Origin of the sequence: Sphingorhabdus sp. (assembly GCF_035329025.1) — a bacterium.
Classification (GTDB): domain Bacteria; phylum Pseudomonadota; class Alphaproteobacteria; order Sphingomonadales; family Sphingomonadaceae; genus Sphingorhabdus_B.
The window spans coordinates 1-21,797 of record NZ_DAOLHN010000048.1; the positions used below are offsets into that span (position 1 = coordinate 1).

The 21,797-nt window shown below is 58.1% G+C and carries 28 protein-coding genes and 1 tRNA gene; 11 read left to right on the forward strand and 18 right to left on the reverse strand.

Annotated elements, in window-relative coordinates:
• Nucleotides 1-262 (reverse strand): co-chaperone GroES (locus tag PKC81_RS12425; protein ID WP_324336559.1); only part of this gene is annotated, 262 nt, incomplete at its 3' end.
• Between the two features lie 272 nt (nt 263-534).
• On the opposite strand from PKC81_RS12425, the gene PKC81_RS12430 reads away from it, so the two are divergent.
• From PKC81_RS12430 to PKC81_RS12455, 6 genes are read left to right on the forward strand one after another with little or no spacing between them, the layout of a single operon-like run.
• Complete coding sequence (locus PKC81_RS12430; protein ID WP_324336561.1) at nt 535-825, forward strand: DUF2282 domain-containing protein; 291 nt, start codon at nt 535-537, stop codon at nt 823-825.
• A gap of 21 nt (nt 826-846) precedes the next feature.
• A complete protein-coding gene (locus tag PKC81_RS12435; protein WP_324336563.1) occupies nt 847-1,728 on the forward strand; it encodes a DUF692 domain-containing protein in 882 nt (293 codons plus the stop codon).
• Nucleotides 1,712-2,443, forward strand: a complete 732-nt coding sequence (locus tag PKC81_RS12440; RefSeq protein ID WP_324336565.1) for a putative DNA-binding domain-containing protein — start codon at nt 1,712-1,714, stop codon at nt 2,441-2,443. The genes PKC81_RS12435 and PKC81_RS12440 overlap by 17 nt, the downstream gene beginning before the upstream one ends.
• Nucleotides 2,444-2,446: 3 nt before the next feature.
• Entirely contained in the window at nt 2,447-2,911 is a 465-nt protein-coding gene (locus PKC81_RS12445; RefSeq protein WP_324336567.1) for a DoxX family protein, read from the forward strand.
• Nucleotides 2,912-2,946: 35 nt separating this feature from the next.
• Nucleotides 2,947-3,435 (forward strand): sigma-70 family RNA polymerase sigma factor, encoded by a 489-nt coding sequence (locus PKC81_RS12450; RefSeq protein WP_324336568.1) that lies wholly within the window; start codon nt 2,947-2,949, stop codon nt 3,433-3,435.
• Nucleotides 3,428-4,075, forward strand: coding sequence for a DUF1109 domain-containing protein (locus tag PKC81_RS12455; RefSeq protein ID WP_324336570.1), 648 nt, complete (start codon nt 3,428-3,430; stop codon nt 4,073-4,075). Before PKC81_RS12450 ends, PKC81_RS12455 begins: the two co-directional genes overlap by 8 nt.
• Here PKC81_RS12455 and hisF read toward each other — a convergent pair whose 3' ends face one another.
• Genes hisF through hisB form a run of 4 tightly spaced genes read right to left on the reverse strand, consistent with a single transcriptional unit; the run spans nt 4,076 to nt 6,768 of the window.
• Nucleotides 4,076-4,843: an imidazole glycerol phosphate synthase subunit HisF gene (gene hisF / locus PKC81_RS12460; protein ID WP_324336572.1), complete on the reverse strand. Its 768-nt coding sequence runs from the start codon at nt 4,841-4,843 to the stop codon at nt 4,076-4,078.
• The gene (gene hisA / locus PKC81_RS12465; RefSeq protein ID WP_324336574.1) at nt 4,840-5,568 is read right to left on the reverse strand and encodes a 1-(5-phosphoribosyl)-5-[(5-phosphoribosylamino)methylideneamino]imidazole-4-carboxamide isomerase; all 729 of its coding nucleotides are present in this window, start codon (nt 5,566-5,568) and stop codon (nt 4,840-4,842) included. Before hisA ends, hisF begins: the two co-directional genes overlap by 4 nt.
• Nucleotides 5,565-6,182 carry an imidazole glycerol phosphate synthase subunit HisH gene (hisH, locus tag PKC81_RS12470; RefSeq protein ID WP_324336577.1) on the reverse strand — a complete coding sequence of 206 codons (618 nt, stop codon included), beginning with the start codon at nt 6,180-6,182 and terminating at the stop codon, nt 5,565-5,567. The genes hisA and hisH overlap by 4 nt, the downstream gene beginning before the upstream one ends.
• Complete coding sequence (gene hisB, locus PKC81_RS12475; RefSeq protein WP_324336579.1) at nt 6,175-6,768, reverse strand: imidazoleglycerol-phosphate dehydratase HisB; 594 nt, start codon at nt 6,766-6,768, stop codon at nt 6,175-6,177. Before hisB ends, hisH begins: the two co-directional genes overlap by 8 nt.
• 104 nt (nt 6,769-6,872) lie before the next feature.
• On the opposite strand from hisB, the gene PKC81_RS12480 reads away from it, so the two are divergent.
• Genes PKC81_RS12480 through PKC81_RS12490 form a run of 3 tightly spaced genes read left to right on the forward strand, consistent with a single transcriptional unit; the run spans nt 6,873 to nt 8,963 of the window.
• Nucleotides 6,873-7,346, forward strand: a complete 474-nt coding sequence (locus PKC81_RS12480; protein WP_324336581.1) for a ClpXP protease specificity-enhancing factor SspB — start codon at nt 6,873-6,875, stop codon at nt 7,344-7,346.
• Nucleotides 7,343-8,728, forward strand: coding sequence for a class II fumarate hydratase (fumC, locus tag PKC81_RS12485; protein ID WP_324336583.1), 1,386 nt, complete (start codon nt 7,343-7,345; stop codon nt 8,726-8,728). Before PKC81_RS12480 ends, fumC begins: the two co-directional genes overlap by 4 nt.
• A 37-nt stretch (nt 8,729-8,765) precedes the next feature.
• On the forward strand, nt 8,766-8,963 hold the full coding sequence (locus PKC81_RS12490; RefSeq protein ID WP_324336585.1) for a hypothetical protein: 198 nt from the start codon (nt 8,766-8,768) through the stop codon (nt 8,961-8,963).
• Here the strand turns inward: PKC81_RS12490 and PKC81_RS12495 are convergent.
• On the reverse strand, nt 8,960-9,571 hold the full coding sequence (locus PKC81_RS12495; RefSeq protein ID WP_324336586.1) for a DUF2585 domain-containing protein: 612 nt from the start codon (nt 9,569-9,571) through the stop codon (nt 8,960-8,962). The two genes, PKC81_RS12490 and PKC81_RS12495, sit on opposite strands and share 4 nt — an antisense overlap.
• Before the next feature lie 157 nt (nt 9,572-9,728).
• Between PKC81_RS12495 and gmk the strand changes: the two genes are divergently transcribed.
• Entirely contained in the window at nt 9,729-10,370 is a 642-nt protein-coding gene (gmk, locus tag PKC81_RS12500) for a guanylate kinase (protein ID WP_115549236.1), read from the forward strand.
• Here gmk and PKC81_RS12505 read toward each other — a convergent pair.
• The 12 genes from PKC81_RS12505 to PKC81_RS12560 all read right to left on the reverse strand — a co-directional run bounded on the left by PKC81_RS12505 (nt 10,367) and on the right by PKC81_RS12560 (nt 21,089).
• Entirely contained in the window at nt 10,367-10,903 is a 537-nt protein-coding gene (locus PKC81_RS12505; RefSeq protein ID WP_324336589.1) for a hypothetical protein, read from the reverse strand. The genes gmk and PKC81_RS12505 overlap by 4 nt on opposite strands.
• 54 nt (nt 10,904-10,957) lie before the next feature.
• Nucleotides 10,958-11,653 (reverse strand): ATP12 family protein, encoded by a 696-nt coding sequence (locus PKC81_RS12510; RefSeq protein WP_324336592.1) that lies wholly within the window; start codon nt 11,651-11,653, stop codon nt 10,958-10,960.
• 2 nt (nt 11,654-11,655) lie between these two features.
• The gene (locus PKC81_RS12515; protein ID WP_324336594.1) at nt 11,656-11,892 is read right to left on the reverse strand and encodes a hypothetical protein; all 237 of its coding nucleotides are present in this window, start codon (nt 11,890-11,892) and stop codon (nt 11,656-11,658) included.
• A complete protein-coding gene (locus PKC81_RS12520) occupies nt 11,889-12,554 on the reverse strand; it encodes an HAD-IA family hydrolase (protein WP_324336596.1) in 666 nt (221 codons plus the stop codon). Before PKC81_RS12520 ends, PKC81_RS12515 begins: the two co-directional genes overlap by 4 nt.
• Nucleotides 12,551-13,168 (reverse strand): FMN-binding negative transcriptional regulator, encoded by a 618-nt coding sequence (locus tag PKC81_RS12525; protein WP_324336597.1) that lies wholly within the window; start codon nt 13,166-13,168, stop codon nt 12,551-12,553. Before PKC81_RS12525 ends, PKC81_RS12520 begins: the two co-directional genes overlap by 4 nt.
• Complete coding sequence (locus tag PKC81_RS12530; RefSeq protein ID WP_324336599.1) at nt 13,168-14,322, reverse strand: RluA family pseudouridine synthase; 1,155 nt, start codon at nt 14,320-14,322, stop codon at nt 13,168-13,170. The genes PKC81_RS12525 and PKC81_RS12530 overlap by 1 nt, the downstream gene beginning before the upstream one ends.
• Entirely contained in the window at nt 14,319-14,741 is a 423-nt protein-coding gene (locus PKC81_RS12535; RefSeq protein WP_324336601.1) for a CrcB family protein, read from the reverse strand. The genes PKC81_RS12530 and PKC81_RS12535 overlap by 4 nt, the downstream gene beginning before the upstream one ends.
• A 73-nt stretch (nt 14,742-14,814) precedes the next feature.
• Nucleotides 14,815-15,546 carry a hypothetical protein gene (locus PKC81_RS12540; RefSeq protein ID WP_324336603.1) on the reverse strand — a complete coding sequence of 244 codons (732 nt, stop codon included), beginning with the start codon at nt 15,544-15,546 and terminating at the stop codon, nt 14,815-14,817.
• Nucleotides 15,547-15,784: 238 nt separating this feature from the next.
• Nucleotides 15,785-16,321 carry a hypothetical protein gene (locus PKC81_RS12545; protein WP_324336605.1) on the reverse strand — a complete coding sequence of 179 codons (537 nt, stop codon included), beginning with the start codon at nt 16,319-16,321 and terminating at the stop codon, nt 15,785-15,787.
• 116 nt (nt 16,322-16,437) lie between these two features.
• Nucleotides 16,438-18,948 carry a PBP1A family penicillin-binding protein gene (locus PKC81_RS12550; protein WP_324336607.1) on the reverse strand — a complete coding sequence of 837 codons (2,511 nt, stop codon included), beginning with the start codon at nt 18,946-18,948 and terminating at the stop codon, nt 16,438-16,440.
• Nucleotides 18,949-19,012: 64 nt separating this feature from the next.
• Nucleotides 19,013-19,798, reverse strand: a complete 786-nt coding sequence (locus PKC81_RS12555) for a TIGR03084 family metal-binding protein (protein ID WP_324336609.1) — start codon at nt 19,796-19,798, stop codon at nt 19,013-19,015.
• Nucleotides 19,799-19,814: 16 nt separating this feature from the next.
• The gene (locus PKC81_RS12560) at nt 19,815-21,089 is read right to left on the reverse strand and encodes an acyl-CoA dehydrogenase family protein (RefSeq protein WP_324336611.1); all 1,275 of its coding nucleotides are present in this window, start codon (nt 21,087-21,089) and stop codon (nt 19,815-19,817) included.
• A gap of 193 nt (nt 21,090-21,282) precedes the next feature.
• Here PKC81_RS12560 and PKC81_RS12565 point away from each other — a divergent pair.
• Nucleotides 21,283-21,359 (forward strand) — tRNA-Arg (locus PKC81_RS12565).
• Nucleotides 21,360-21,797: the final 438 nt, after the last annotated feature.

Consider the following 21,797-nt stretch of genomic DNA (forward strand, 5'->3'; position numbering starts at 1 on the left):
ATTCCTTCATGATCAGCAGGTCTTCGCCGTCGATCTTGACTTCGGTGCCCGACCATTTGCCGAACAGGATTTTGTCGCCAACTTTGACGTCGAGCTTAATGCGCTCGCCATCTTCGTTATACGCGCCTTCGCCAGCGGCGACGATTTCGCCTTCTTGCGGCTTTTCTTGCGCGCTGTCAGGGATGATGATCCCGCCAGCGGTTTTTGCTTCTGCCTCGACGCGACGGACGAGGACGCGGTCATGCAACGGACGAAATTTCATGCCATGCCTTCCTTTTTGGGTTGATGACGCAGAAGAGAGGCAGAAATGCGCACTCCCCATACGCCTGAATAGCTATTAGCACTCACTCATGTTGAGTGCTAATGATGGCGAGATAGGGATTATCCCGCTCAGGTCAAGCGGCGCCGCGCAAAAAAATGCACAGGGCTGTAACTATTACTGCATCGCTGGCGAACCCCGTTGTGAAGCAGGCATTGCGTCGGGCTTCCGGACCATCCCCCTGGCCGAAACACTATTCCTATCTGGAGGATTTTATGACTGTTTCCGTATTGAAGATCGCCGCAGCCGCAGCCGCACTTTCCGCTGCAGCAGCGATCGCGACTACGCCTGCCACTGCAGCCGCTGGTGCCAAGGAAAAATGCTACGGCGTTGCCCTGAAAGCCAAGAATGATTGTGCTGCAGGGCCTGGCACCAGCTGCGCAGGCACCTCAACCGTCGACTATCAGGGTAATGCCTGGAAATATGTTGCCAAGGGCAGCTGCGTGAAGATGGGCGGATCGCTCACCGCCAAGCAGGGCAATGCCAAGCCGGTTCCGCAGAGCTGAGATCTGCTCTAAAGTCTGCGGATGGACAAGACGGCCAATCAGACGGCGCGACCCGGATATTCCGGTACCCTCCCCCCAAAAGCCGGGATCGGGTTGAAGCCGCAACATTATGGTGCCGTCCTCGACGCAGAAACCCACCCGGGTCGCCCCGCCTGGGTCGAGGTCCATCCGCAAAACTATTTCTGTGATGGTGGTCCGCCACATCGCTGGCTGGCCGTCGTCGCAGAACGCTATCCGATCAGTTTCCATTCGGTTGGTTTATCTCTGGGCACCGCAGAAGGGTTGATCGACGATCAGCTCGACCGTTTGGCTGCGCTGTGCGAACGATATAAGCCCGCAATGGTTTCAGACCATCTCAGCTTCAGCGGCAACGCACATGATCGCTTTGCCGATCTTTTGCCTGTCCCCTACACCAAAGAAGCGCTCGATCATTTTGTCGCACAGGTTGACCGCGTCCAGCAACGGCTCGGCCGTTCGATTCTGATCGAGAACCCCTCCTGCTATCTGGCCTATGCAGATAATGAAATGCCCGAAATGGAATTCATCGCCCGATTGATCCATCGAACAGGGTGCGGGTTGCTGCTCGACATCAACAATGTGGTCGTTTCCACTGGCAATCTCGGCGGCGAACCCCGCGATTGGTTGGCGCAGATCAATCCTGATTGGGTAGGCGAAATCCATCTTGCAGGCCACGCGACCGAAATCCATGAAAGCGGAACGCTTTATATAGACGATCATGGTAGCCCGGTCGGTGACATTGCCTGGATGCTCTATCTGGATTTCATTGCGGATCATGGACCGAAGCCGACGCTAATCGAATGGGATACGAACACACCGGATTATGAGGCCTATATGGCCGAGGCGCAAAAGGCGCAGGCGATCCTCGATGCCGTCGCTCGCTGACGCCCAGCGCAATTTCATCGCGACGGTCAATGAAGGGCCGGGCGCACTGGATGCCGGGCTGTTCGCCGGGACGCCGGAGCGCGTCATCCTTGGCCTGAAGGCCCATACCAATACGATCAGCCATGCCCGTCTTGTAGCACTCGAAGAGAGCTTCCCGCTGACCCGCGGCGAAATGGGCGAAACGCCTTTTAATGCATTGTGCCGCGATTATGTCGAAACAACGCCCGCCAAAACTAGTGACCTTGCGCACATCGGCCGTCACTTTGGGTCGTTCCTACAAAATTCAAGCATTCCCGCTGCTATTCGCGACCTTGCTACAATCGAATGGGCATGGCTGGAAAGCTATCATGCCGCAGATCGGACACCGCTGACGCTCGAAGCGGTGAGCGCGATGGCCGAAGCGGATCTGTTGGCCCTGCCTATCCTGTTGCACCCCGCAACGCGCCTTTGCGTGTTGCACGCTCCTCTGGCGGCTTCGCTCGCTCATCTCGCTAGCGAAACAGATATGCCGCAAGCGATTTTGGTTGTTCGCCCGGAGGCTGAAGTCCGGCTGCTCGCCATCGACGCACGCACGCTCCAATGCGTAGAAAAATGCCTGCATCCCAACACCATCGGTAACCTTCTCGCACTCGCCAGCGAACAAGGGGAAGATACCGACCCCATCGGGCCGGTTCTGACCCTGATCGGTACCGGCGCGCTGGTCGCGATGGAGTGAGAGATGTTGCAGACGCTGGCTCGACCCTATGACCGTTTTGTCGCCCTGATTTCCGACGGATTTGTCGAATCTCTGATGCTGCTTTTTGTCCGTGTAACGCTGGCGGGTATTTTCTGGCGCTCGGGACGTACAAAGGTTGAGGAAAGCAGCTGGCTGTCGGTCAGCGAGACCACCATCTACCAATTTGCCGAAGATCCGTTCAACAAGGTGCCATTGCTGCCCCCCGAACTCGCAGCGCATCTGACGACCTATGCCGAACATGCCTTGCCGATCTTGCTGGTGCTTGGGCTGTTCACAAGGCTCTCGGCGCTGGCCTTGCTGGGCATGACCGTGGTGATCCAGATATTCGTTTTCCCCGAAGCATGGTGGCAGGTGCACAGCCTTTGGGTCGCGCTCGCGCTGATACTCATTGTGCGCGGGGGCGGCGGTCTGTCGGTTGATGCATTGCTTTCAGGCCGCCGCGCGTGATTGCGAAAGAGGAAGGACTGCGCAGGCTGATGCGAATGTCGCAAACTGGCGACAAGCAGGCCTATGCCGTCCTCCTCGAACAATGTGGCAGTTGGCTTGCCCGTTATTTCCGGCAAAAAATTGCCCCTGACGCGATTGACGATCTGGTGCAGGAAACTCTGATCTCGCTCCATCGCAAAAGGGCAAGTTACGACCCTTCCCGCCCTTTCCTGCCCTGGCTCGCCGCGATCGCGCGCTATCGCTGGGTGGATCGGCTGCGGCAAAGCTATCGCCAGCAGACCGAGGCGCTGGATCACCATGACGCGGCCGAAGAAAGCCATGAAGAAGTCGTTGGTGCGCGCATCAGCATAGATCGTCTGCTCGACCTCATTCCGTCACCGCAGGCGGAGGTCATCCGCATCGTCAAGATCGATGGCCACAGCATCGCCGAAGCGTGTCACCAGACCGGCCAGTCGGAAACATTGGTTAAAGTGAATATCCATCGCGGCTTGAGAAAACTGGCCGCCCTGATCGAGAATGAATGACAAAATGCAACATCCCTTCAACATTTCGCAGCTCGTCGACGAACTGGAGCCTGTGCGACCGATGAGCTTGCGGCGGGCGTTGATCCTGCCTGTCGGAATGACCATGGCGGCAATTGCCGTGATCGCGGCTTATGCCGGTATCCGCGCGGACCTGATGGCAGGCGCACCACACCCGATGTTCCTGTTGCGCGCAGGGACCTTGCTGTTGTTGGGGCTGGTTTGTGCGGCAACACTGCTGGCCATGGCCAATCCCGGTGTCGGTCGCCATAGCAATGGCTGGAAAACCGCGCTGACCGCAGCTTTGCTCTTTCCATTGGCAGCGACGATACTCGCCGTTGCGGGACAACCGAGCGGGTCTTCTGGTACGATGCAATCTGGTATCCAGTGCCTGACTTTTAGCTTCATCGGCGGCCTTGCGACCGCCATTCCGATGGTGTTGTGGCTGCGTCGTGGGGCCCCGGTCGCACCGGAAAAAGCAGGGTGGCTGACAGGGCTTGCTGCAGGTGGACTGGGTGCCTTTGCCTATAATTTCCACTGCCCGTTCAACAGCATCGTTTATACGGGCTTCTGGTACACGCTCGCTGTTAGTATCTGCGCACTGCTCGGTCGGCTGATCGTGCCGCGCCTGATCCGCTGGTAATCAGCCGCGCGCTGGCAAACCTGCGGCCCGCAGCGCGGCATGCGCTTCGGCGATGCTGTAGGTGCCGAAATGGAAGATCGAAGCCGCCAGCACCGCGCTGGCATGGCCCTTGGTTACGCCCTCAACCAGATGGCCAAGCGTTCCCACACCGCCGCTGGCGATCACTGGCACGTCCACGGCATCGGCAATAGTGCGCGTGAGTTCAAGGTCGAAACCGATCTTGGTTCCATCGCGGTCCATGCTGGTAACCAGCAGTTCGCCTGCGCCGAGTTCGGCAATTTTCAGCGCATGCTCGACTGCATCGATCCCCGTCGGCTTGCGCCCGCCATGGGTGAAAATTTCCCAGCCGTCGCGGCCATCGGACCAGCGCTTGGCATCGACCGAGGCAACGACGCACTGGCTGCCGAAACGCTCGGCGATGTCCGCGACCACTTCGGGTCGCGCAACGGCAGCGCTGTTCACGGCGACCTTATCCGCCCCGGCGAGCAGCAAAGCCCGCGCATCTTCGCCACTGCGCACCCCGCCGCCAACGGTCAGCGGCATGAAGCAGACTTCGGCTGTGCGGCGGACGACATCGAGGATCGTGTCGCGCCCTTCGTGGCTGGCGGTGATATCCAGGAAGCAGAGCTCGTCCGCGCCCGCTTCATCATAGGCTTTGGCCTGTTCGACCGGATCGCCCGCATCCATCAGATCGACGAAATTGACACCCTTGACCACGCGGCCATTGGCGACATCAAGACAAGGAATGACGCGGATGCGGACGGTCATCCCCGGTTCGCAATCCTGATCGCCGTCGCCAGATCCAGACGCCCATCATAGATCGCCCGCCCGGTAATCACGCCCTCAATCCCGTCCTGCGCGTGCAAAGCCAGCACGTGGATTTCATCAATGCCTTTCACGCCGCCGCTCGCAATCACCGGAATATCCACGGAACGCGCCAGATCGACCGTCGCGTCGATGTTACAGCCGGTCAACATTCCGTCGCGGCCAACGTCGGTGAAGAGCAGACTGGCGACGCCTGCATCCTCGAACCGGCGGGCAAGGTCGATAACCGGCATGTCCGATTTTTCGGCCCAGCCTTCGGTCGCGACAAAGCCATCGCGTGCATCGACAGCAACCACAATGCCGTTTTCAAATTCGTGTGCCATATCCTTGACGAACTGCGGATCCTTGAGCGCCGCAGTGCCGATTACCAGTCGCGCCACGCCCAGATCGAACCAACGCTCGACCGTATCACGGTTGCGGATGCCGCCACCCAGTTGCACATAGCCGGGGAAATTCTCGATGATATATTCGACCGCCTCGGCGTTCTCCGGTTTCCCAGCGAAAGCGCCATCCAGATCGACAACATGCAGATGCTCTGCCCCGGCCTCGGCAAAGAGCAGCGCCTGCGCTGCCGGATCATCGGCATAGACGGTTGCACGATCCATATCACCTTCGGCAAGGCGCACAACCTGCCCACCTTTCAGGTCAATCGCGGGAAAGACTATCATGGGTTCCACTCCAGAAATCTAGCGAGCGTGGCTATTCCATAAGACTGGCTCTTCTCGGGATGGAACTGCACCCCGAGGATATTGTCCTTTGCCACTGCCGCCACACGCGCACCGCCATGGTCGGTGGTGGCCAGCACATGCGCCTTATCAGCAGCGTCGAAATGATAGCCGTGCAGGAAATAGGCCTCCCCGGTCTCCACAACCGGATGCGCTCCGTGCACGTTGACATCGTTCCAGCCCATATGCGGAACCTTCAGGCCCGGAGCAGGTTCGATCGCCCGCACTGTGCCGCCGATCCAGCCCAGCCCCTTGGTACTGCCATGCTCCACGCCCTCATCGGCGAGCAATTGCATGCCTACACATATGCCAAGGAAAGGCGCGGCATCGCGCAGCACGCGCTGCTCCAGCGCCTGTATCATCCCGTCGATACCCGAAACGCCTTCCATGCAATGGGCAAAGGCGCCAACGCCGGGGAGGACAATGCGCTCCGCACGGGCGACGACCTCCGGATCGGCAGTCACAGCAATATCCGCCGCCCCTGCTGCCTTCAGCGCGTTTCGAACCGATTGGAGATTGCCCGCGCCATAGTCGATCAGCGCGACGCGCTCAGCCACCTAATATCCCCTTGGTCGAGGGGATCGCCCCGCCCTTGCGCGGATCAATCTCGACCGCCTGCCGCATCGCGCGGGCAAAGCCCTTGTAGATGCTCTCCGCGATATGGTGGTTGTTCTTGCCGTACAGCAATTCGATATGCAGCGTCAGCCCGACGGCATCGGCGATCGAATGGAACCAATGCTCAAACAGTTCGGTATCCATCTCGCCGAGGCGTTCCTGCGTGAAGCCCGCTTTCCAGACGAAATAGGGCCGCCCGGAAATATCGAGCGCAACACGGCTCAAAGTCTCGTCCATCGGCGAATAGGCGCTGCCATAGCGCACGATTCCGCCCTTATCGCCCAGCGCTTTCAGAATCGCTTGCCCGATGGCAATCGCGCTATCCTCAGCCGTGTGATGCTGGTCGACATGCAGGTCGCCCTTGATGAGGCAGTTGATGTCGATCATCGAATGGCGCGAAAACTGCTCGATCATATGGTCGAGAAAGCCGATCCCGGTCGAAATTTCATACTGACCGGTGCCGTCGAGATTCACCTCGACCGCGATTTCGGTTTCCTTGGTGTTCCGGTTGATCGAGGCGGTGCGCATGGCTGTGCGCTATAGGCCGATAAAATGCCAGTGCAAGTGCGCGAACCTATGCCTTGCTAAAGTTCATCTTGATTTCAAATCGCGGTCAGTCCACCAAGGCGAGCATGAGCGACGACGCCCCTGACAGCCTGATTCCCTATGACGATATCGTGCAGGAGGCTCTGCGCGCGGTGGTAGGACGCGTACTCGGCGAAGTCATGGTCAGCGGTCTTCCCGGCGACCATCATTTCTACATCACCTTCAAGACCCGTGCAGCTGGCGTTGCCATCCCGGTGCATCTGATGGAGCGTTTCCCCGACGAAATGACCATCGTGATGCAGCATAAATATTGGGATCTAAAGGTCGGTGAGGATTATTTCGAGGTCGGCCTGTCATTCAGCCAGGTGCCCGCACATCTGCACATCCCCTTTTCGGCGATCACCGCCTTTGTCGATCCTGCAGTCGATTTCGCGCTGCAATTCCATGTCGACGCCGAATCCGGCCCCGAACCGCACGAACAGGCCGAAAATGACGGCCCGACCATCGAGCAGGAAGACGGCTCGAACGTCGTGACGGTGGATTTCGGGCGGAAGAAGTGACCGGGGCAACCCGCAGCGAAACCGACAGTTTCGGCCCTATCGACGTTCCCGCTGACGCCTATTGGGGGGCGCAGACGCAGCGCAGCATCGGTAATTTCCCCTTCCCACCGCAAGAGCGGATGCCGCTCGGTATCATCCATGCACTGGCTCTGGTGAAACAGGCTGCCGCGCGGGTAAACCGCAAGCATGGGCTGGATGCGAAGCTGGCCGACGCCATCGAGGCGGCGGCAGCCGAGGTGGTCGCGGGCCAGCATGTCGACCAATTCCCGCTCACCATCTGGCAAACGGGCAGCGGCACCCAATCGAACATGAACGTCAACGAGGTGATTGCCGGTCGCGCCAATGAAATGCTGACAGGTGCCAGAGGCGGTAAAAGCCCCGTCCACCCGAACGATCATGTCAATATGAGTCAGTCGTCGAATGACAGCTTTCCGACGGCTTTGCATGTGGCAACGGTTCTCGCCGTTCGCAATAGCCTAACGCCTGCCTTGCACCGCTTGCACAATGCGATCGCCGACAAGGCCCAAGCATGGCGCGGATTGGTCAAAATCGGCCGCACCCATATGCAGGATGCGACGCCGTTGACATTAGGGCAGGAATTTTCAGGCTATGACACCCAACTGGCGAAGGCGTCGGTTCGGATTACCACCGGCCTGATTGGACTTCATGACCTTGCACAGGGCGGAACTGCCGTCGGCACCGGGCTGAACACACCAAATGGTTTTGATGAGGCCTTTGCCAAGGAAATCAGCAGACTGACTGGCGTAGACTTCGCGGCCGCTTTCAACAAATTCGAAGCACTCGCCGCCAACGATGCATTGGTCGAATTTTCGGGCGTCCTTAACACTCTGGCCGTGTCACTGACCAAAATAGCAAACGACATCCGCCTGCTCGGCTCCGGACCTCGCTCGGGTCTTGGCGAGCTCAATTTGCCGGAAAACGAACCCGGCAGTTCGATCATGCCCGGCAAGGTCAACCCCACCCAGTGTGAGATGCTGACCATGGTCGCGGCGCAGGTGATCGGCAACCATCAGGCGGTGACGGTGGGCGGGATGCAGGGGCATTTGGAACTCAATGTTTTCAAACCGCTGATTGGCGCCAATGTGCTGCGCTCGATCGAATTGCTCAGCATTGGTATGGAAACCTTTGCGAAGAATTGCGTCGAAGGGCTGGAGCCCAATCGCGAACGGATTGCCGAACTGGTCGACCGTTCGCTGATGCTGGTCACCGCGCTTGCGCCTGTTATCGGCTATGACAATGCCGCCAAGATTGCGAAGCACGCGCACCAGAACGGCCTGACGCTCAAACAGTCCGCGCTGGCGCTGGGGCTGGTTGACGAGGCGACCTTCGATACCCATGTCAGGGCCGAGGACATGGTGTGATTATCCACACCACCCTGTGGAAAAAGGAGTTATCCACATGCCCCTGTTGAAAACCATTGCCGGAGCCGTTGTCGGAGAAGTTGTCGGGCGCAAGCGCGGTCATGGCCTTTTGGGTGCGGGGCTGGGGATCGCGGCCACACGGATCGCCTCCCGCTCGATACCAGGCGCGCTGCTCGTGGGTGGGGCTTTGGTAGCCAAAGCGCTTTACGACAAGCGCAAGAGGCGGAATGGCTAAGCCTTCCCCGTCACCCAATATCCGCTTGCGCCCGCCTGCCATTCCTTGACGCTTTCGAGCGGGGCGGCGAGCATCAATATGTTGAGCGCGAGATTGTCGCGGATCATCCAGCCGACGAATAGCTCCATCGCCAGCCCGAGCGCCAGCGTTGCCTTCCAGGGCAAACGCGAAGCCACGAAGAAGCCGAATATCATCCAGGCAATGTCCGCCAGCGAATTGACAATGCTGTCGCCGGCATAGCCATAGGAAATGGTCACCTCGCGATAACGGTCGATGATCACTGGCGAATTTTCCAGTATCTCCCATGCACCCTCAACCAGTATTGCGAGCGCCACCGCGACGCCCAGTGGGAACAGCGCAGGCCATTTACGGCGCAACAGATAGCCCGCTCCGTAAAACAGGAACCCATGGATGATGTGGCTCGGCGTGTACCAGTCGGCAAGATGCTGGCTGTTTTCGCTCGATTGCACAACCAGATGGAGCAATTTCACATCGCCGCACGCGCAAATCGGCGGGCGGCCCATCGACCACAGGATTGCACCGATAATTGCGAAAAGCAGGATGGCGATCAGTGCGCTGAACTTGCTGATCCGAAGCGGCCAATTCATGTACACACTCCCCGTTTCAAAACCGTAGTGCTGAGCCTGTCGAAGCACGCCCAGCAGGCAAGCGCCATTCGACAGGCTCAGGGCTTCGGTGCTTTTCGGCATCCGTGCCAATCAAATCCCGCTTGACGCCCCGATACCCTTTCGCGCAGTAGCGGCTATGGCCGGTTCCCACAACCAACTCGAACGCCGCGGGCTTTTGTTCGTGCTCTCCTCGCCCTCCGGCGCAGGCAAATCGACATTGTCGCGGATGCTGCTTGAGGCTGACCCGCAAATCGCGCTTTCGGTCAGTTACACTACCCGTCCACCTCGCCCCGGCGAGATTGACGGTGTGCATTATCATTTCACTGACGTGCCTACATTCAAGGCGATGGCGGCGAATGGCGAATTCCTCGAATGGGCGCATGTCTTTGGCCACCGTTATGGCACGCCGAAAGAGCCGGTCGAGGCCGAACTGGCGGCAGGCCGCGATGTGCTGTTCGATATCGACTGGCAGGGCGCGCAGCAGCTGTATCAGGAAGCAGGCCCTGACGTCGTCCGCGTCTTTATCCTGCCACCCTCAATCGAAGAATTGGAGCGTCGGCTCCATGCCCGCGCGCAAGACAGCGACGCCGTAATCGGCGAACGCATGGCGCGCGCCAAGTCCGAAATCGGCCACTGGGATGGCTATGACTATGTCCTGATCAACGACGACGTAGATGGCTGCTTCGCGCAGGTCCGCCAGATATTGACCGCAGAGCGGCTAAAGCGGCGGCGGCAAAAGGGTCTGATCGGTTTCGTCCGCGATCTGGTAGCGAGCTAATGGTCCTCGGGTAGAGGCTCGTCGAACAGCCGCCCCATAAATTCATCGCTGTTCTTCGCGTAGGGATCGAGCGTGATCACCGTGCCATCGTTGAACAACACTTGATAATCCCCACGCCAACGACGGCGGAAGGCCGTGAAATTGTCAATAGACTGACCGGCCTCACGCCCGTCACTGTCGAAATAGGCAATCTGGCGGCCTCGCATGCGTAATGCCATCTTGCGCAGATTACGGATCAACAGGCCGGAATAGACTGCGCCGATGCCGAATGTGAATGACAGCCAGAAGGCGATGCGCATCTGAAATGCCGCATCGGAGCGCGCCGAGCCGACAAAAATCCACACCCATGCGATCAGTGCAAATAAGGCAGCGCTACCATAAAAGGAAAACCAGTGCATGCTGCCAGGGCGCACCAGCATCCAGCCTGATTTGGTCGCGACAGGTATTGCGGCAATCGCCGCGATCAACAGCGCTATGCAGGTTGCAACTGCGCCGAGCATGATCAGGCCAGATGGCGTGACATAGTCCTGCATGCGCAACCTCCTCCAGACATCTGGGCAGATTGATGCAAGACAACCAAAATTCGGTTAAACCCGCAACAATTCCAGAAAGTGGGCTGCAGCCAAGAACTCAGCTTCACGGTCGGCACGGTTCTTTTGCGCCCAATAATCCTCGCCCCAATTCTGTTCCTGCCACAGCTCTTCAAGGCAGGTCGCCTCCCACAGGCTTTTTGCTTCGCCCGCCTGCTCGACGATCGCCAGCACCGCGATCAGTGACCCCGCCAAATGGGCCAGCTTGGCCATTGCCGCCAATTCGAAAGTCCCGCGCGCCATCACCGCAGCACGCAGTTTCTCCAGCGTCGCCTCGGGCTGCGGCTGGTGCAGTACGCCATGTACGATCTGGAACGACACATCATAGCGCCTCCGCGCCCAATCAAGCCAGGGATCCCAGATCTCGGCCTGTTTGGGCGCCAGCGGTTCATCGGGTTCGGCGCGGTAACAAAAAGCGTCGCTTTCGGCATAGGCGGCAATGGCTGAAGCAAATTTGGCCCGGTCGGGTGCCACATGATCGATCGATGCATTGGCAAAGCCGGTCATCGGCATCGCAGCTGGGTCGATCACCTCTCCCACAGCCTCCCATTCAGCCACAACCGCATCAGCCAATGCCTTGGTTGGAAGATACAGTTCATTGCGCATCGGCGTTTTCAGCGCGCGCGCGTCGAGCCTTATCCCATGCCCGTACGTGCCCTGTTCAAGGCTGACCTGTTTCCAGAAACGACGCATGTTCAGCCCTGCCCGGCATCCTTCTTGTTCCAGCTCTTTTTCAGCAGAATCGGGAACAGGAAAAATTCAAACATGCCAAGCACGATGAACAAATAGCCCAAAAGCGGTGGGAAATCCGGGAACAACCGGCCGGCACTGATGGCAAGGCCGATCATGACAATGATGGCACCCGAAAAGCGCATGATGTTCAAAATGATAAAGCGCTGCTTGGCTTGTGTTTCGCGTTCGTCGCTAGTCATAAATGCCCCTTAATCGCGTGCATCAATTCTTCCATGCTTTCAACCAGATGATCGGCCCCCGCTTCGCGCAATTCATCGAGCGGATGATAGCCCCAGTTCACGCCTATCGTGCGGCAACCGGCGGCCTTACCCATATGGATATCGTAAACGGTATCGCCAATCATGACGGCATTGGCGGCGTCGGCGCCTGCATCGGTGAGCGCTTGCCAGACCATCGACGGGTGCGGCTTGGACGGGTGCCGGTCCGCAGTCTGCAGCGTCACAAACAACCCTTTGATGCCATGATGGTCGAGACACCGTTCCAAGCCCCGATCTGACTTGCCCGTTGCCACACCCAGAAGCCAGCCATTCTCGTCGAGCTCGCTCAGCACCGCCGCCATGCCTTCATAAAGCGGTTCATCGACCAGCCCGTTTCCCCGCAGCGCGAAGAATGCCTGCTTGTACCGCTCTGCCATGTCGCGGTGGAGCGTATCTTCTGCCTCAGGCAGCAACTGTCGCATCGCCTCGACGAGGCTGAGCCCGACTATACGCCGCGTTATATGGCGCGGTGGGGGGGCCATGCCCATTTCGTCGAAGGCATGCTCCATCGCCATGCAGATGTTGGCCTGGCTGTCGACCAGCGTGCCGTCGCAATCGAATATGGCGAGGCGGGGCGTGGTCACTGAACCCATTCCCGCATCAAATGCGCCAGCGCTTTCTTGCCCTGCTTTTCGAGTTCATCGGCAGCCCGCAAACGGTCAGCATCGGGTTTGTTCTGCGACAGCTTGAAAGTCGGACGCCAAGCCCGGATTTCCATTTCAAAGCCGGTAATTGCCCGGGTCATTTTGTCGAACAAAGCGCCGTCCATCTTGTCCCGCGTCCACGGCGTTTTTGGTGCGAGCCGAGCCTCATTGACCGCGCTGAGATCGCCGAGAAGCGCAACCAGGCCATCATCGTCCATCTTGCGGACCGGCCCCTCCAGCTCGATGCTGATATAGTTCCAGGTCGGCACCTGATTGGTCCCTTCATACCAGTCTGGGCTGATATAGGCGTCAGGCCCGTTGACCACGACCAGCGCGTCGGTACCGTGCAGATATTTGGTCATCGCGTTGCCGTTGGACAGGTGAAACTGCACCGCGCCGTCGCCGGTTGAAAACAGCGCAGATTGTGCAACGCGCGGGCCGTCGGGGGTTTGCGCAAAAACCATTCCAAAGCCGATTTCCTGAACCAGCGCTTCCATCGTCGCACGCTGATTGGCATCGCTACCTTTCAGACGGAAAATCGAATTGGGATGCATTATTTCTTTCGACCTTTGGGCTTCGCAGCGGGTTTTGCGCGTGTCGTCTTGGGTGGTGCCTTGACCTCGCCCCGACTGCGTCGTTCGCCTTTGCGTTCCTTACGCACGTCCTTGGCGCGCGCGGCGGCGGCGCGACGCTTGCCCTCGGGTGTTTCGGACTTCTTGGGTTCATCGAGGACCAGCGCATCGCCCAGTTCGATGTCTAGTCCTAGATCGGCGAAGCTCTCCGCCATATGCGGTGGCAGATCGGCGCGTACATCAATATGCCCGCCATCGGGATGGTCGATGCGGATGCGCCGTGCATGCAGATGCATCTTGCGGCTGATCGTTCCGGTCAGGAACGCGTCCTTGCCACCATATTTGCCGTCGCCGACAATCGGGTGGCCTATTGCCGCCATATGCACACGCAGTTGGTGCGTACGCCCGGTATAGGGTTGCAATTCGACCCAGCAGCAGCGGTTCCCTGCCCGCTCAACGACGCGATAGCGGGTCCGCGCTGTCTGGCCTTCCTTTTCATCGACATGCATTTTTTCGCCGCCCGTACCGGGCTGCTTGGCGAGAGGCAGATCGATGACGCCATCGTAAATTTCAGGCACACCCATGACCAGCGCCCAGTAGACTTTGCGCGCGGTGCGCGACGAAAAAGCCTTTGAGAAATGCCCTGCGGCACGCGGCGTGCGGGCGAGAAGCAGGGCACCGCTGGTATCCTTGTCGAGTCGGTGGACGAGCTTGGGCCGCCCCTCCAGCTCAAAACACAGGGCATCGAGCAATCCATCGACATGGCTCTCCGTCTTGGTGCCGCCCTGCGTCGCCAGACCAGCCGGTTTGTTGATCACCAGCGCCGCTTTGTCTTTATGGATGACAAGGCTGCGAGCGAATTCGGCCATTTCCTCGCTTATTTGCGGCCGCGCCTTTTTGGGACGTGCATCGGTTGCTGCCTCGGCGGGTGGAACGCGAATTTCCTGCCCAGCCTCGATGCGGTCGCCGGGTGCCGCGCGCTTGCCGTCAACCCGAAGTTGCCCTGTCCGCGCCCAACGCGACACGATGTTAAAGCTGGCATCGGGCAGATGCCGCTTGAACCAACGGTCGAGGCGGATGCCGTCATCTTCGGAATCGACAACGAAGCGGCGGATGCTCAGGCCGTCCTTGCTCATACGAACACCGCTCTACCGACTAAGAGCCCTGCAAACAACGCCAGCAGTGCCAGCAGAACTGAGGCCAGCGCATAGCCGCCTGCCAATGCCAGCTCCCCGCGCTCAACCATCTGCGCCATTTCAAGGCTGAAGGCGCTGAAAGTCGTAAAGCCTCCGAGCACGCCAACACCTGCAAACAGGCGGATATTCTCGTCAACCGCGCCGTTCCGGACAATAAAAGCCGCCAGCAAACCCATTAAAAGCCCGCCCGCTACATTCGCAATGAAGGTGGGCCAGGGCCACCCGGTTGATACGCTCGGAATCGCGCGCGCCAAACCATAGCGCGCAGCTGCACCAATTGCACCGCCGGTCATGACAAGAATATAGGCCTGCATTAAACCTGCATTAACGGCTGAATCTGCCAAGGCTAGTCCCGTCATTCTGGCTATCCCAAAAGAAATTGGGGAGCCGAAGCCCCCCAAGTCGTTTCGGAACCAGAGACCAGATTAAAAATTAGCGGCCGTTATTGGCCACAATATCCACTGCCGTGCCGCCGCTCTTGAGCGCCGTCAGTGTGATAACATAAGCGCCGCCATCATTGTCGCGCACGCCGCCGAGCATATGTTCGCCGTCGCGGATCTCATAATCGGCGGAGAACCCCGAACGTTTGGCGCGGGTATAATAATAATCGACAACCGATTGGCGACCTGCCGAAGTTGTGAAGCTGACCACGCGGATATCGCAAATCCCGCCTTCAACGCCAGCTGCCTCTTTCACGCGGGCTTTGGGATATACAGGAAACTCGGTGGGCATACGGTTGGCCCAGCCTGCACCATATTGCAGCTTGGCTTCGCAGGTACCCTTACCGCGCTTCACGCCTTGTGCGGTTGCGCGGGCTTCCAGCGTTTCGCCCCGATTGGCAGCGCAATCATTGCAGTCCTCTGCCCCGACAATTTTGGGTTTTGGTGCGCGCATCAGCTTTGCACCATTCAGTTCTTCAGCCGAGGCTGTCGAGCCTTCATAGCCTGCGTCAGATGGCATCTTGCCGTCAAGCGGACGGACGCCGGAGCGAACCATGTTGCCGTTGGATTTACCAGCAAGATCAGGGTCAACCAAAATCTTGTCCTGCAGGGCGCCCGTCATTGCCGGGTCGGATCCCTTGCCGACCAGCTTCTCGTCGAGCGCAGCTACATCATCACCGCCCGCATCGCTGCCACCGCATGCGGAAAGCGAAAGCATCGACATGCCGATAGCCGCAAGCGCCAAAGCGGATCGAAAATTATTTGCCCTGAATTGCATATATAATGCTCCGGATATGCTGTTGCCGCCAAGGCTGCTCCGCGCGTCGACGCAAATCCAGCCCGAAAGAGAGTTAACAGCCAGTTCCGATACATTAATCCTGTTGTTTTCACACAACAAGTCCCGCGCTGTGCCAGCGCGAGACATTCCTTCGCCAATGTTTAATCAAATCGGGCTGTTGCGGCTATTTGATCAGCCCGCGGAAAGAAACCGAACCTTCGGCACCCGGCGGGATCGGTGCCGTGAACACCCAGCGAACATGGGTAACATCTTCTGCCGTCGCCGGACGAAGCGTAGCGACGGAGCCCTCTGAAGCTTTGGCCGCTACTTTCAGATTGGCAAGCTTGCCCCAATTTGCCCCACCGTCCACTGATACTTCTGCCCAATCTTCTGCGACGGAAACAAATTGTACCGGGCCTGGCATAGGATTGGTCGCGCGAAAACCAGTTGCCGGCTCCGCGCCTTTGTTGACGTAACGCAGCGTGAAAATGACCCGGTCACCCGGCACAACGATAACATCCTTGGGCTGCTTGAGCGTCTGGCTTTCCTTGCCATTGGCATCAACTTCGGTGCGTTCGATCATCGCCTCGCTGGTAAGGACAACCGAGTTTGCAAAAGCGATTGCAGGAACGGAACCGGCGAAGGAGGGCGTGGCCACCAAAGCCGTGCTGCCGGCAAAAGCCAGCGCCAGAATTTTCATAAATCCCAATTTGATGCTCATTTCTTCCATTCCCAAATCCGGGTGCGCGCCCATTTTCTTTCGAGGAAATATTGAAGAAAAATGCTTAACGACTGGTAAACCGAAAGCCCAAATCATCGCGTTTTGAAAGGTCAAATCTAGTAGATTCCGCCTTCTTTTGTCATGAATTCCTGATCGCGCTGCGCACTGCTTTGCGCGCTGCCCGCGCCGCTATCAGCGCCCTGATCTGTTTTGGCCTCAGTCTTCTTCTTGGGTTTATCGCCGCGCTTTTCCAGTTCATCCTGACGGATCGACCGTTTGGGTTCTGTTTCAGCAGCAAAGGCCTCCCAGATTACCGCACCCTTGGGGTCATCATCTGGCCAGGCACCGTAAACGCGCTTCCCGGTCTTACGATCGATACGCACCAACCGCACGCCGTTGGGCGCGGTGAAGGGCAATTTGGGCAAGCCGACATAGGCCTGCCGCGCGAACTGCTTGAATATCGGTGCGGCAATCGAGCCACCCTGCGCATAACCGCCCATATTCCGCGGTTGATCAAAGCCCAGATAAACGCCCGCGACCAGATTGGGGGACCCGCCGACGAACCACACATTGGTCGGGCCATTGGTAGTCCCTGTCTTGCCGAACAGCGGTCGGTCCAGATCGCGCAGTATAGTAGCCGTTCCGCGCTGCACGACACCTTCCAGCATATGGACAACCTGATAAGCTGTTACCGGATCAATAACCTGTTTGCCGCCCGGTTTGAAGCGCGGCATGGGCTTACCGTCCCAGTCCTTCATGTTGCAGCCTGCGCAGGCCTTCCAGTCTTTCGGCCAAATCACCTTGCCAGTGCGCGACTGCACGAAATCAATCACCGTAGGCTTCAGTTCGCGTCCATGATTGACGAGCATTGAATAGGCGTTGGTCATCTTCAGCACGGTCGTGTCACCAGCACCCAAAGCATATGAAAGATAAGGCGGATAATCGCCGATACTTGCCGCTTTGAATGTGTTGACGACATTTTCCATGCCGGCATCATTGGCGGCACGCACCGTCATAAGGTTGCGCGACTGTTCAAGGCCCCAGCGCATAGTCTGAGGCCCGGCCCCACCACCGCTGAAATTACGGAAGCACTTTTGACCGAGCGATGCGCCCTGCCAAACGCAATAGGGCCCGTCGACTATTATAGACGCAGGCGTCATTCCGCTTTCCAACGCCGTCGCATAGACGAATGGCTTGATCGTGGACCCGGGCTGCCGCTGAGCCTGCGTTGCCCGGTTAAAGCTCGAAATGCGCGAGTCGAAACCGCCCTGCATGGCCAATATGCGCCCATTGACCGGATTTTGCACAACCATGCCGCCGCCAACTTCAGGAACGGTCCGCAACTGGTAGTTGCGTCCGCCCAATGGCGCCACAGCTATGATGTCGCCGGCCTTCAAAGCGGCTGGAGCAACGTCCAGGACACCGGTATCGCCATCCGCAAATCCAATCTCCGCCCCGCCAGCCCGCTTACGTATGGCGACCGCAATGCGCCAGTTGCTGTAGCCGATACCAATGTTCGAACTGGCCAGCCGCGATTGCCATTTGCCATCATCCATCGGGATGGTCGCAATCGGCTTGGACCAGCCGCGCCCTCCATGATAGCGCAAAAGACCATCGCGCAGCGCCTTGGACGTCAGTTCCTGATATTCAGGGTTCATTGACGAACGCACCCACAGTCCGCCCGCATAAACGCTGTATGGTCCTTTTTCTGCGGTTTCACCAAATTGCTCAATCAACTGGCGGCGGACTTCTTCGGCGAAATAGCCGCCATCATTTTTATATTGCTGTCCCTGCCTGGGGATCAATCCCAGCGGCATGGCCTTGGCAGCCTCCGCACGCTCGCGAGTTACCCAGCCATTCGAAACCATTTCGCCAAGGATCCAGTTGCGGCGACCAATCGCGGCCCGCTCATGTTCGGCACGACTATAGCGTTCTGGTGCTTTGGGCAGGGCTGCGAGGAAAGCCATTTCATGCAGCTCAAGTGCATCGACGCTCTTTCCAAAATAGGCCTGTGCTGCCGCCTCCACGCCAAATGCCTGCCGACCAAGCGCAATCTCGTTCATGTAAAGCGAAAGGATCTGCTGCTTGTTGAGCGCGTTCTCAATCCGATAGGCGAGGATCGCCTCCTTGATCTTGCGGGTATAGCTATATTCGTTGGTCAGCAGCAGATTCTTTGCCACCTGTTGGGTGATAGTCGAAGCACCGCGTGATCGGCCGCTGCTCGTAAGGTTATCGAATATCGCAACTGCAATACCGATATAGTCGATCCCACCATGGCTGAAAAAATTCTTGTCCTCAGCCGAAAGATAGGCACGGATCAGCATAGGCGGGAAATCGGCATAGTCGAGCTGAACGCGCCGTTCGCGGGCATAGCTGTGGAATGGCTCGCCATCGACGTCGCGCACCACGGTTGGCAGTGGCGACTGATATTCAACAAGCGCCTCGGCGTCCGGCAGACTACGAAGCAACACAGCCCATAAGAGGATATAACCGACCAGCAAGCCGCCCAAGGCATAGCTAACCCAGCGGAACCATTTCCTTTCCCAATAGACTTGCAGCTTTTCCCACAGGCCACCGGCGCTTCGGGAAAGCTTGTAACGAATATTGGTTGGCGCGTTGTCGTCCATCGTTCGCTTCTCTAGCGAATTCGCGCCAAGGGTCCAGAACCTTGTCAACGGACCGCAATCGAATTTACGCCCGATGGCGCGCTCCGGGCGGTGGCGGATCTTGCGGGGGCCCTGCAAAGCATTGCGCAATCGCCATCCAGCGGGTTGCGACGGGGCCGTGTACCGACAGCGAGGTATCGCCGATATTGCGGCATTGGGTAACGACCTGGCAGAATTCGCTGGCGCTGCCTTCGATCAAATCATCGCCGTCGCCATATTCCCAAATTGCACCTGAAGGCGCGGTCAGCCGCAGCCGCGGCATCGGGACGGGCGGCTCCTCCTTGCGGTTCTTGAAGGTCCAGCCATAGGTGTTGACGCCCAGCCGCACGATATTGCCGATCCGGTCGGCATCCACACGCGCAACGCCCAGTGCATCATATATGGCCTGCGCATGCGCCCAGCTTTCCATCAGACGCGCAGTGATTGAACTGATCACGCTCATTTCCGGCCCGACCCAAGGCACCCGCGCCTTAGGATCGGCAGCGGCAAAACGCGGAGACATTGCCCTAACCTGCGCAATCCAGGCATCGCGCAACGCTGTGCCGGAAAGGCCGTCAAGATAGACTTTCTCGAAATCGGGAAGCTTTCCTCCGCGAATCCCTGCTGCCATCTGGCCCAGAAAGGCGCGGAAAGCCTCCGCATCGCTCAGCGCCAGATCAGCAGCGATATTCCAGACATGTAAATGGCGCAGGACTTCATCTATGGTCCACCCCTTGAACAAGGTCGGCTTCGCATAGTCCTCGTCAGACAGCGGCGAGAGCAAGGTGTAAATCGCCTCGCTCTCGTCCTGAAAATCCTGTGCCTGCTGCATCAGCTCGCTTACCCCACTAACCCTTGCTCATGAAACCAAACAAGTGGCCCGCCACCTTGCGCATCTGGATTTCCTCCGCGCCTTCGGTGATGCGATAGCGGCGGTGGTGGCGATAGATATGTTCGAACGGCTTGTGCCGCGAATAGCCGATACCGCCATGCACCTGCATCGCCCGGTCCGCCGCATCGCAAACAAGGCGGTTTGCACGATAGTTGCACATCGAAATGACATCAGACAGCCGCTTCGCCACTTCGGGTTTGGGCATCGTGTCCATCTGGGCGCTGGTCGCGTAGATCAACTGACGCAGCATGGCCGCTTCGGTGTGCAACTCGACCAACGGGAACTGGATCGCCTGGTTGACAGCCAGAGGCTTGCCAAAGGGCTTACGCTCCCTCGCATATTTCACCGCTTCGTTAATGCAATATTGTGCAGCACCCAGCGAACTCGCGGCCTGGCGGATGCGGTTTTCGTGAACGAAATGCTGCGCCAAGGCGAGTCCGTAATCGAGATCACCCAGCACCATATGTTCGGGAATCCAGACATCCTTGAGCGCGACCTTTGGGTGGTCGGTCGGCATGTTGAACGTCCAGAGATATTCACCAACTTCAAAACCCGGCGTGTCTGCGGGTACAAGGAAGCAACCAATTCCCTTCGCATCGCCATCATTGCCGCTGTGGCGGGCAAATACCATGCAATGCGAATGATGGTGCGCGCCGGTGGTCCACATCTTGTTGCCGTTGATCAGCCAGCCGTCGACGCCATCGCGCTTTTCGCGCACCGCACGGGTATCCATCCATGTCGCGTCCGAACCATGATGTTCTTCGGTCAGGCCAAAGGTGCAGCGCATGCGCCCCTCAAGCATGGCAGGGATATATTCAGCCTTTTGTTCGGGCGTACCGAAATCGCGAACCATCAGTGGTTGGACAAGGTTGCCGACAATCGAGCTTTCGTTCTGCAGGTCGTTGTGCAGGCCCAGCCCCTTTTGCGCCAGATGCTCGCGGATGCAGGCCATGGCCAGATGGCTACCGTTTTTGCCACCATATTCGACGGGCAGGTTGAAACGATAATGCCCGGCCTTGTCGGCGCGGCGGCGCATCTCGACCAACAATTGCTCCCACTCTTTGCGTGGCAGCCCGTCATTGTCCCAGTCGGTGCGCGCCCATTCGCGGCGGTGGTCAAAAAAACGGTTATTATCGTCCTGATTCTGCAGCGGAACAATTTCGCGCTCGATGAAATCATCCAGCTCGGCCAGATAATCGGTAATTTCCTTGGGGATTTCGAACAATGTCATGACAGCCTCTCCACTTGCCTTGGGTGAAAGTTGACAGGGCTGGGCGGCGAGTCAAGCGCAATTTAATCGTACGATTAAATTTTGTCGCTTTTGATTTGCCGCAATGACAAGCGAGGCAAGGGACTCTGCGGCCGTGATGCAAAAAAAGGGTGGCGACTGCGCGATGCTCCTGCTAACCGCGCGGTTCGTTAAAGCACCCATAGCTCAGCTGGATAGAGCGCTGCCCTCCGAAGGCAGAGGTCAGAGGTTCGAATCCTCTTGGGTGCGCCATTTTTTCCTAATAAAAACAATACATTGTATCCGCACCGGTTCGGAGGGGGGCTCCGAATTGCATTAATCTCCTATGTACAAAAAGTTCACAAAACTTGTTTCATGGGAATAAGTTTCTGATTATACATATTTAATGGATAAGGCTCCGCCTGCGACAAACCGGGACTCTGAGCGCATCGACGTTCGAGGTGATGGGCGTATAATACTGTACAAACGAGAGGGGCTTAAAAACCCTAAGTGGCAGGCTCGGATTCGAGTCCCAAACGCCACAGGTTACAAGATCATATCTACCAAGGCTGTTAGGCTGGGCGAAGCTGAACGGATTGCGATAGAAGTTTACGACGACCTCTTACAACGCGTTAAAAGTGGCGGATCCCTAAAGTCTGAACCGCCCCGGGATTGCCGGAGGCCATTCAGCTTAAATTATGCTGCCATTGG

Bases quoted from the DNA above. Each gene is read 5' to 3' on its own strand.
- PKC81_RS12430 (WP_324336561.1), top strand. From the start codon at position 535: ATGACTGTTTCCGTATTGAAGATCGCCGCAGCCGCAGCCGCACTTTCC.
- PKC81_RS12435 (WP_324336563.1), top strand. From the start codon at position 847: ATGGACAAGACGGCCAATCAGACGGCGCGACCCGGATATTCCGGTACC.
- PKC81_RS12440 (WP_324336565.1), top strand. From the start codon at position 1,712: ATGCCGTCGCTCGCTGACGCCCAGCGCAATTTCATCGCGACGGTCAAT.
- PKC81_RS12445 (WP_324336567.1), top strand. From the start codon at position 2,447: ATGTTGCAGACGCTGGCTCGACCCTATGACCGTTTTGTCGCCCTGATT.
- PKC81_RS12450 (WP_324336568.1), top strand. From the start codon at position 2,947: ATGTCGCAAACTGGCGACAAGCAGGCCTATGCCGTCCTCCTCGAACAA.
- PKC81_RS12455 (WP_324336570.1), top strand. From the start codon at position 3,428: ATGAATGACAAAATGCAACATCCCTTCAACATTTCGCAGCTCGTCGAC.
- hisF (WP_324336572.1), bottom strand. From the start codon at position 4,843: ATGACCGTCCGCATCCGCGTCATTCCTTGTCTTGATGTCGCCAATGGC.
- hisA (WP_324336574.1), bottom strand. From the start codon at position 5,568: ATGATAGTCTTTCCCGCGATTGACCTGAAAGGTGGGCAGGTTGTGCGC.
- hisB (WP_324336579.1), bottom strand. From the start codon at position 6,768: ATGCGCACCGCCTCGATCAACCGGAACACCAAGGAAACCGAAATCGCG.
- PKC81_RS12480 (WP_324336581.1), top strand. From the start codon at position 6,873: ATGAGCGACGACGCCCCTGACAGCCTGATTCCCTATGACGATATCGTG.
- PKC81_RS12490 (WP_324336585.1), top strand. From the start codon at position 8,766: ATGCCCCTGTTGAAAACCATTGCCGGAGCCGTTGTCGGAGAAGTTGTC.
- PKC81_RS12495 (WP_324336586.1), bottom strand. From the start codon at position 9,571: ATGAATTGGCCGCTTCGGATCAGCAAGTTCAGCGCACTGATCGCCATC.
- gmk (WP_115549236.1), top strand. From the start codon at position 9,729: ATGGCCGGTTCCCACAACCAACTCGAACGCCGCGGGCTTTTGTTCGTG.
- PKC81_RS12505 (WP_324336589.1), bottom strand. From the start codon at position 10,903: ATGCAGGACTATGTCACGCCATCTGGCCTGATCATGCTCGGCGCAGTT.
- PKC81_RS12510 (WP_324336592.1), bottom strand. From the start codon at position 11,653: ATGCGTCGTTTCTGGAAACAGGTCAGCCTTGAACAGGGCACGTACGGG.
- PKC81_RS12515 (WP_324336594.1), bottom strand. From the start codon at position 11,892: ATGACTAGCGACGAACGCGAAACACAAGCCAAGCAGCGCTTTATCATT.
- PKC81_RS12525 (WP_324336597.1), bottom strand. From the start codon at position 13,168: ATGCATCCCAATTCGATTTTCCGTCTGAAAGGTAGCGATGCCAATCAG.
- PKC81_RS12530 (WP_324336599.1), bottom strand. From the start codon at position 14,322: ATGAGCAAGGACGGCCTGAGCATCCGCCGCTTCGTTGTCGATTCCGAA.
- PKC81_RS12535 (WP_324336601.1), bottom strand. From the start codon at position 14,741: ATGACGGGACTAGCCTTGGCAGATTCAGCCGTTAATGCAGGTTTAATG.
- PKC81_RS12540 (WP_324336603.1), bottom strand. From the start codon at position 15,546: ATGTCGATGCTTTCGCTTTCCGCATGCGGTGGCAGCGATGCGGGCGGT.
- PKC81_RS12545 (WP_324336605.1), bottom strand. From the start codon at position 16,321: ATGAGCATCAAATTGGGATTTATGAAAATTCTGGCGCTGGCTTTTGCC.
- PKC81_RS12550 (WP_324336607.1), bottom strand. From the start codon at position 18,948: ATGGACGACAACGCGCCAACCAATATTCGTTACAAGCTTTCCCGAAGC.
- PKC81_RS12555 (WP_324336609.1), bottom strand. From the start codon at position 19,798: ATGCAGCAGGCACAGGATTTTCAGGACGAGAGCGAGGCGATTTACACC.
- PKC81_RS12560 (WP_324336611.1), bottom strand. From the start codon at position 21,089: ATGACATTGTTCGAAATCCCCAAGGAAATTACCGATTATCTGGCCGAG.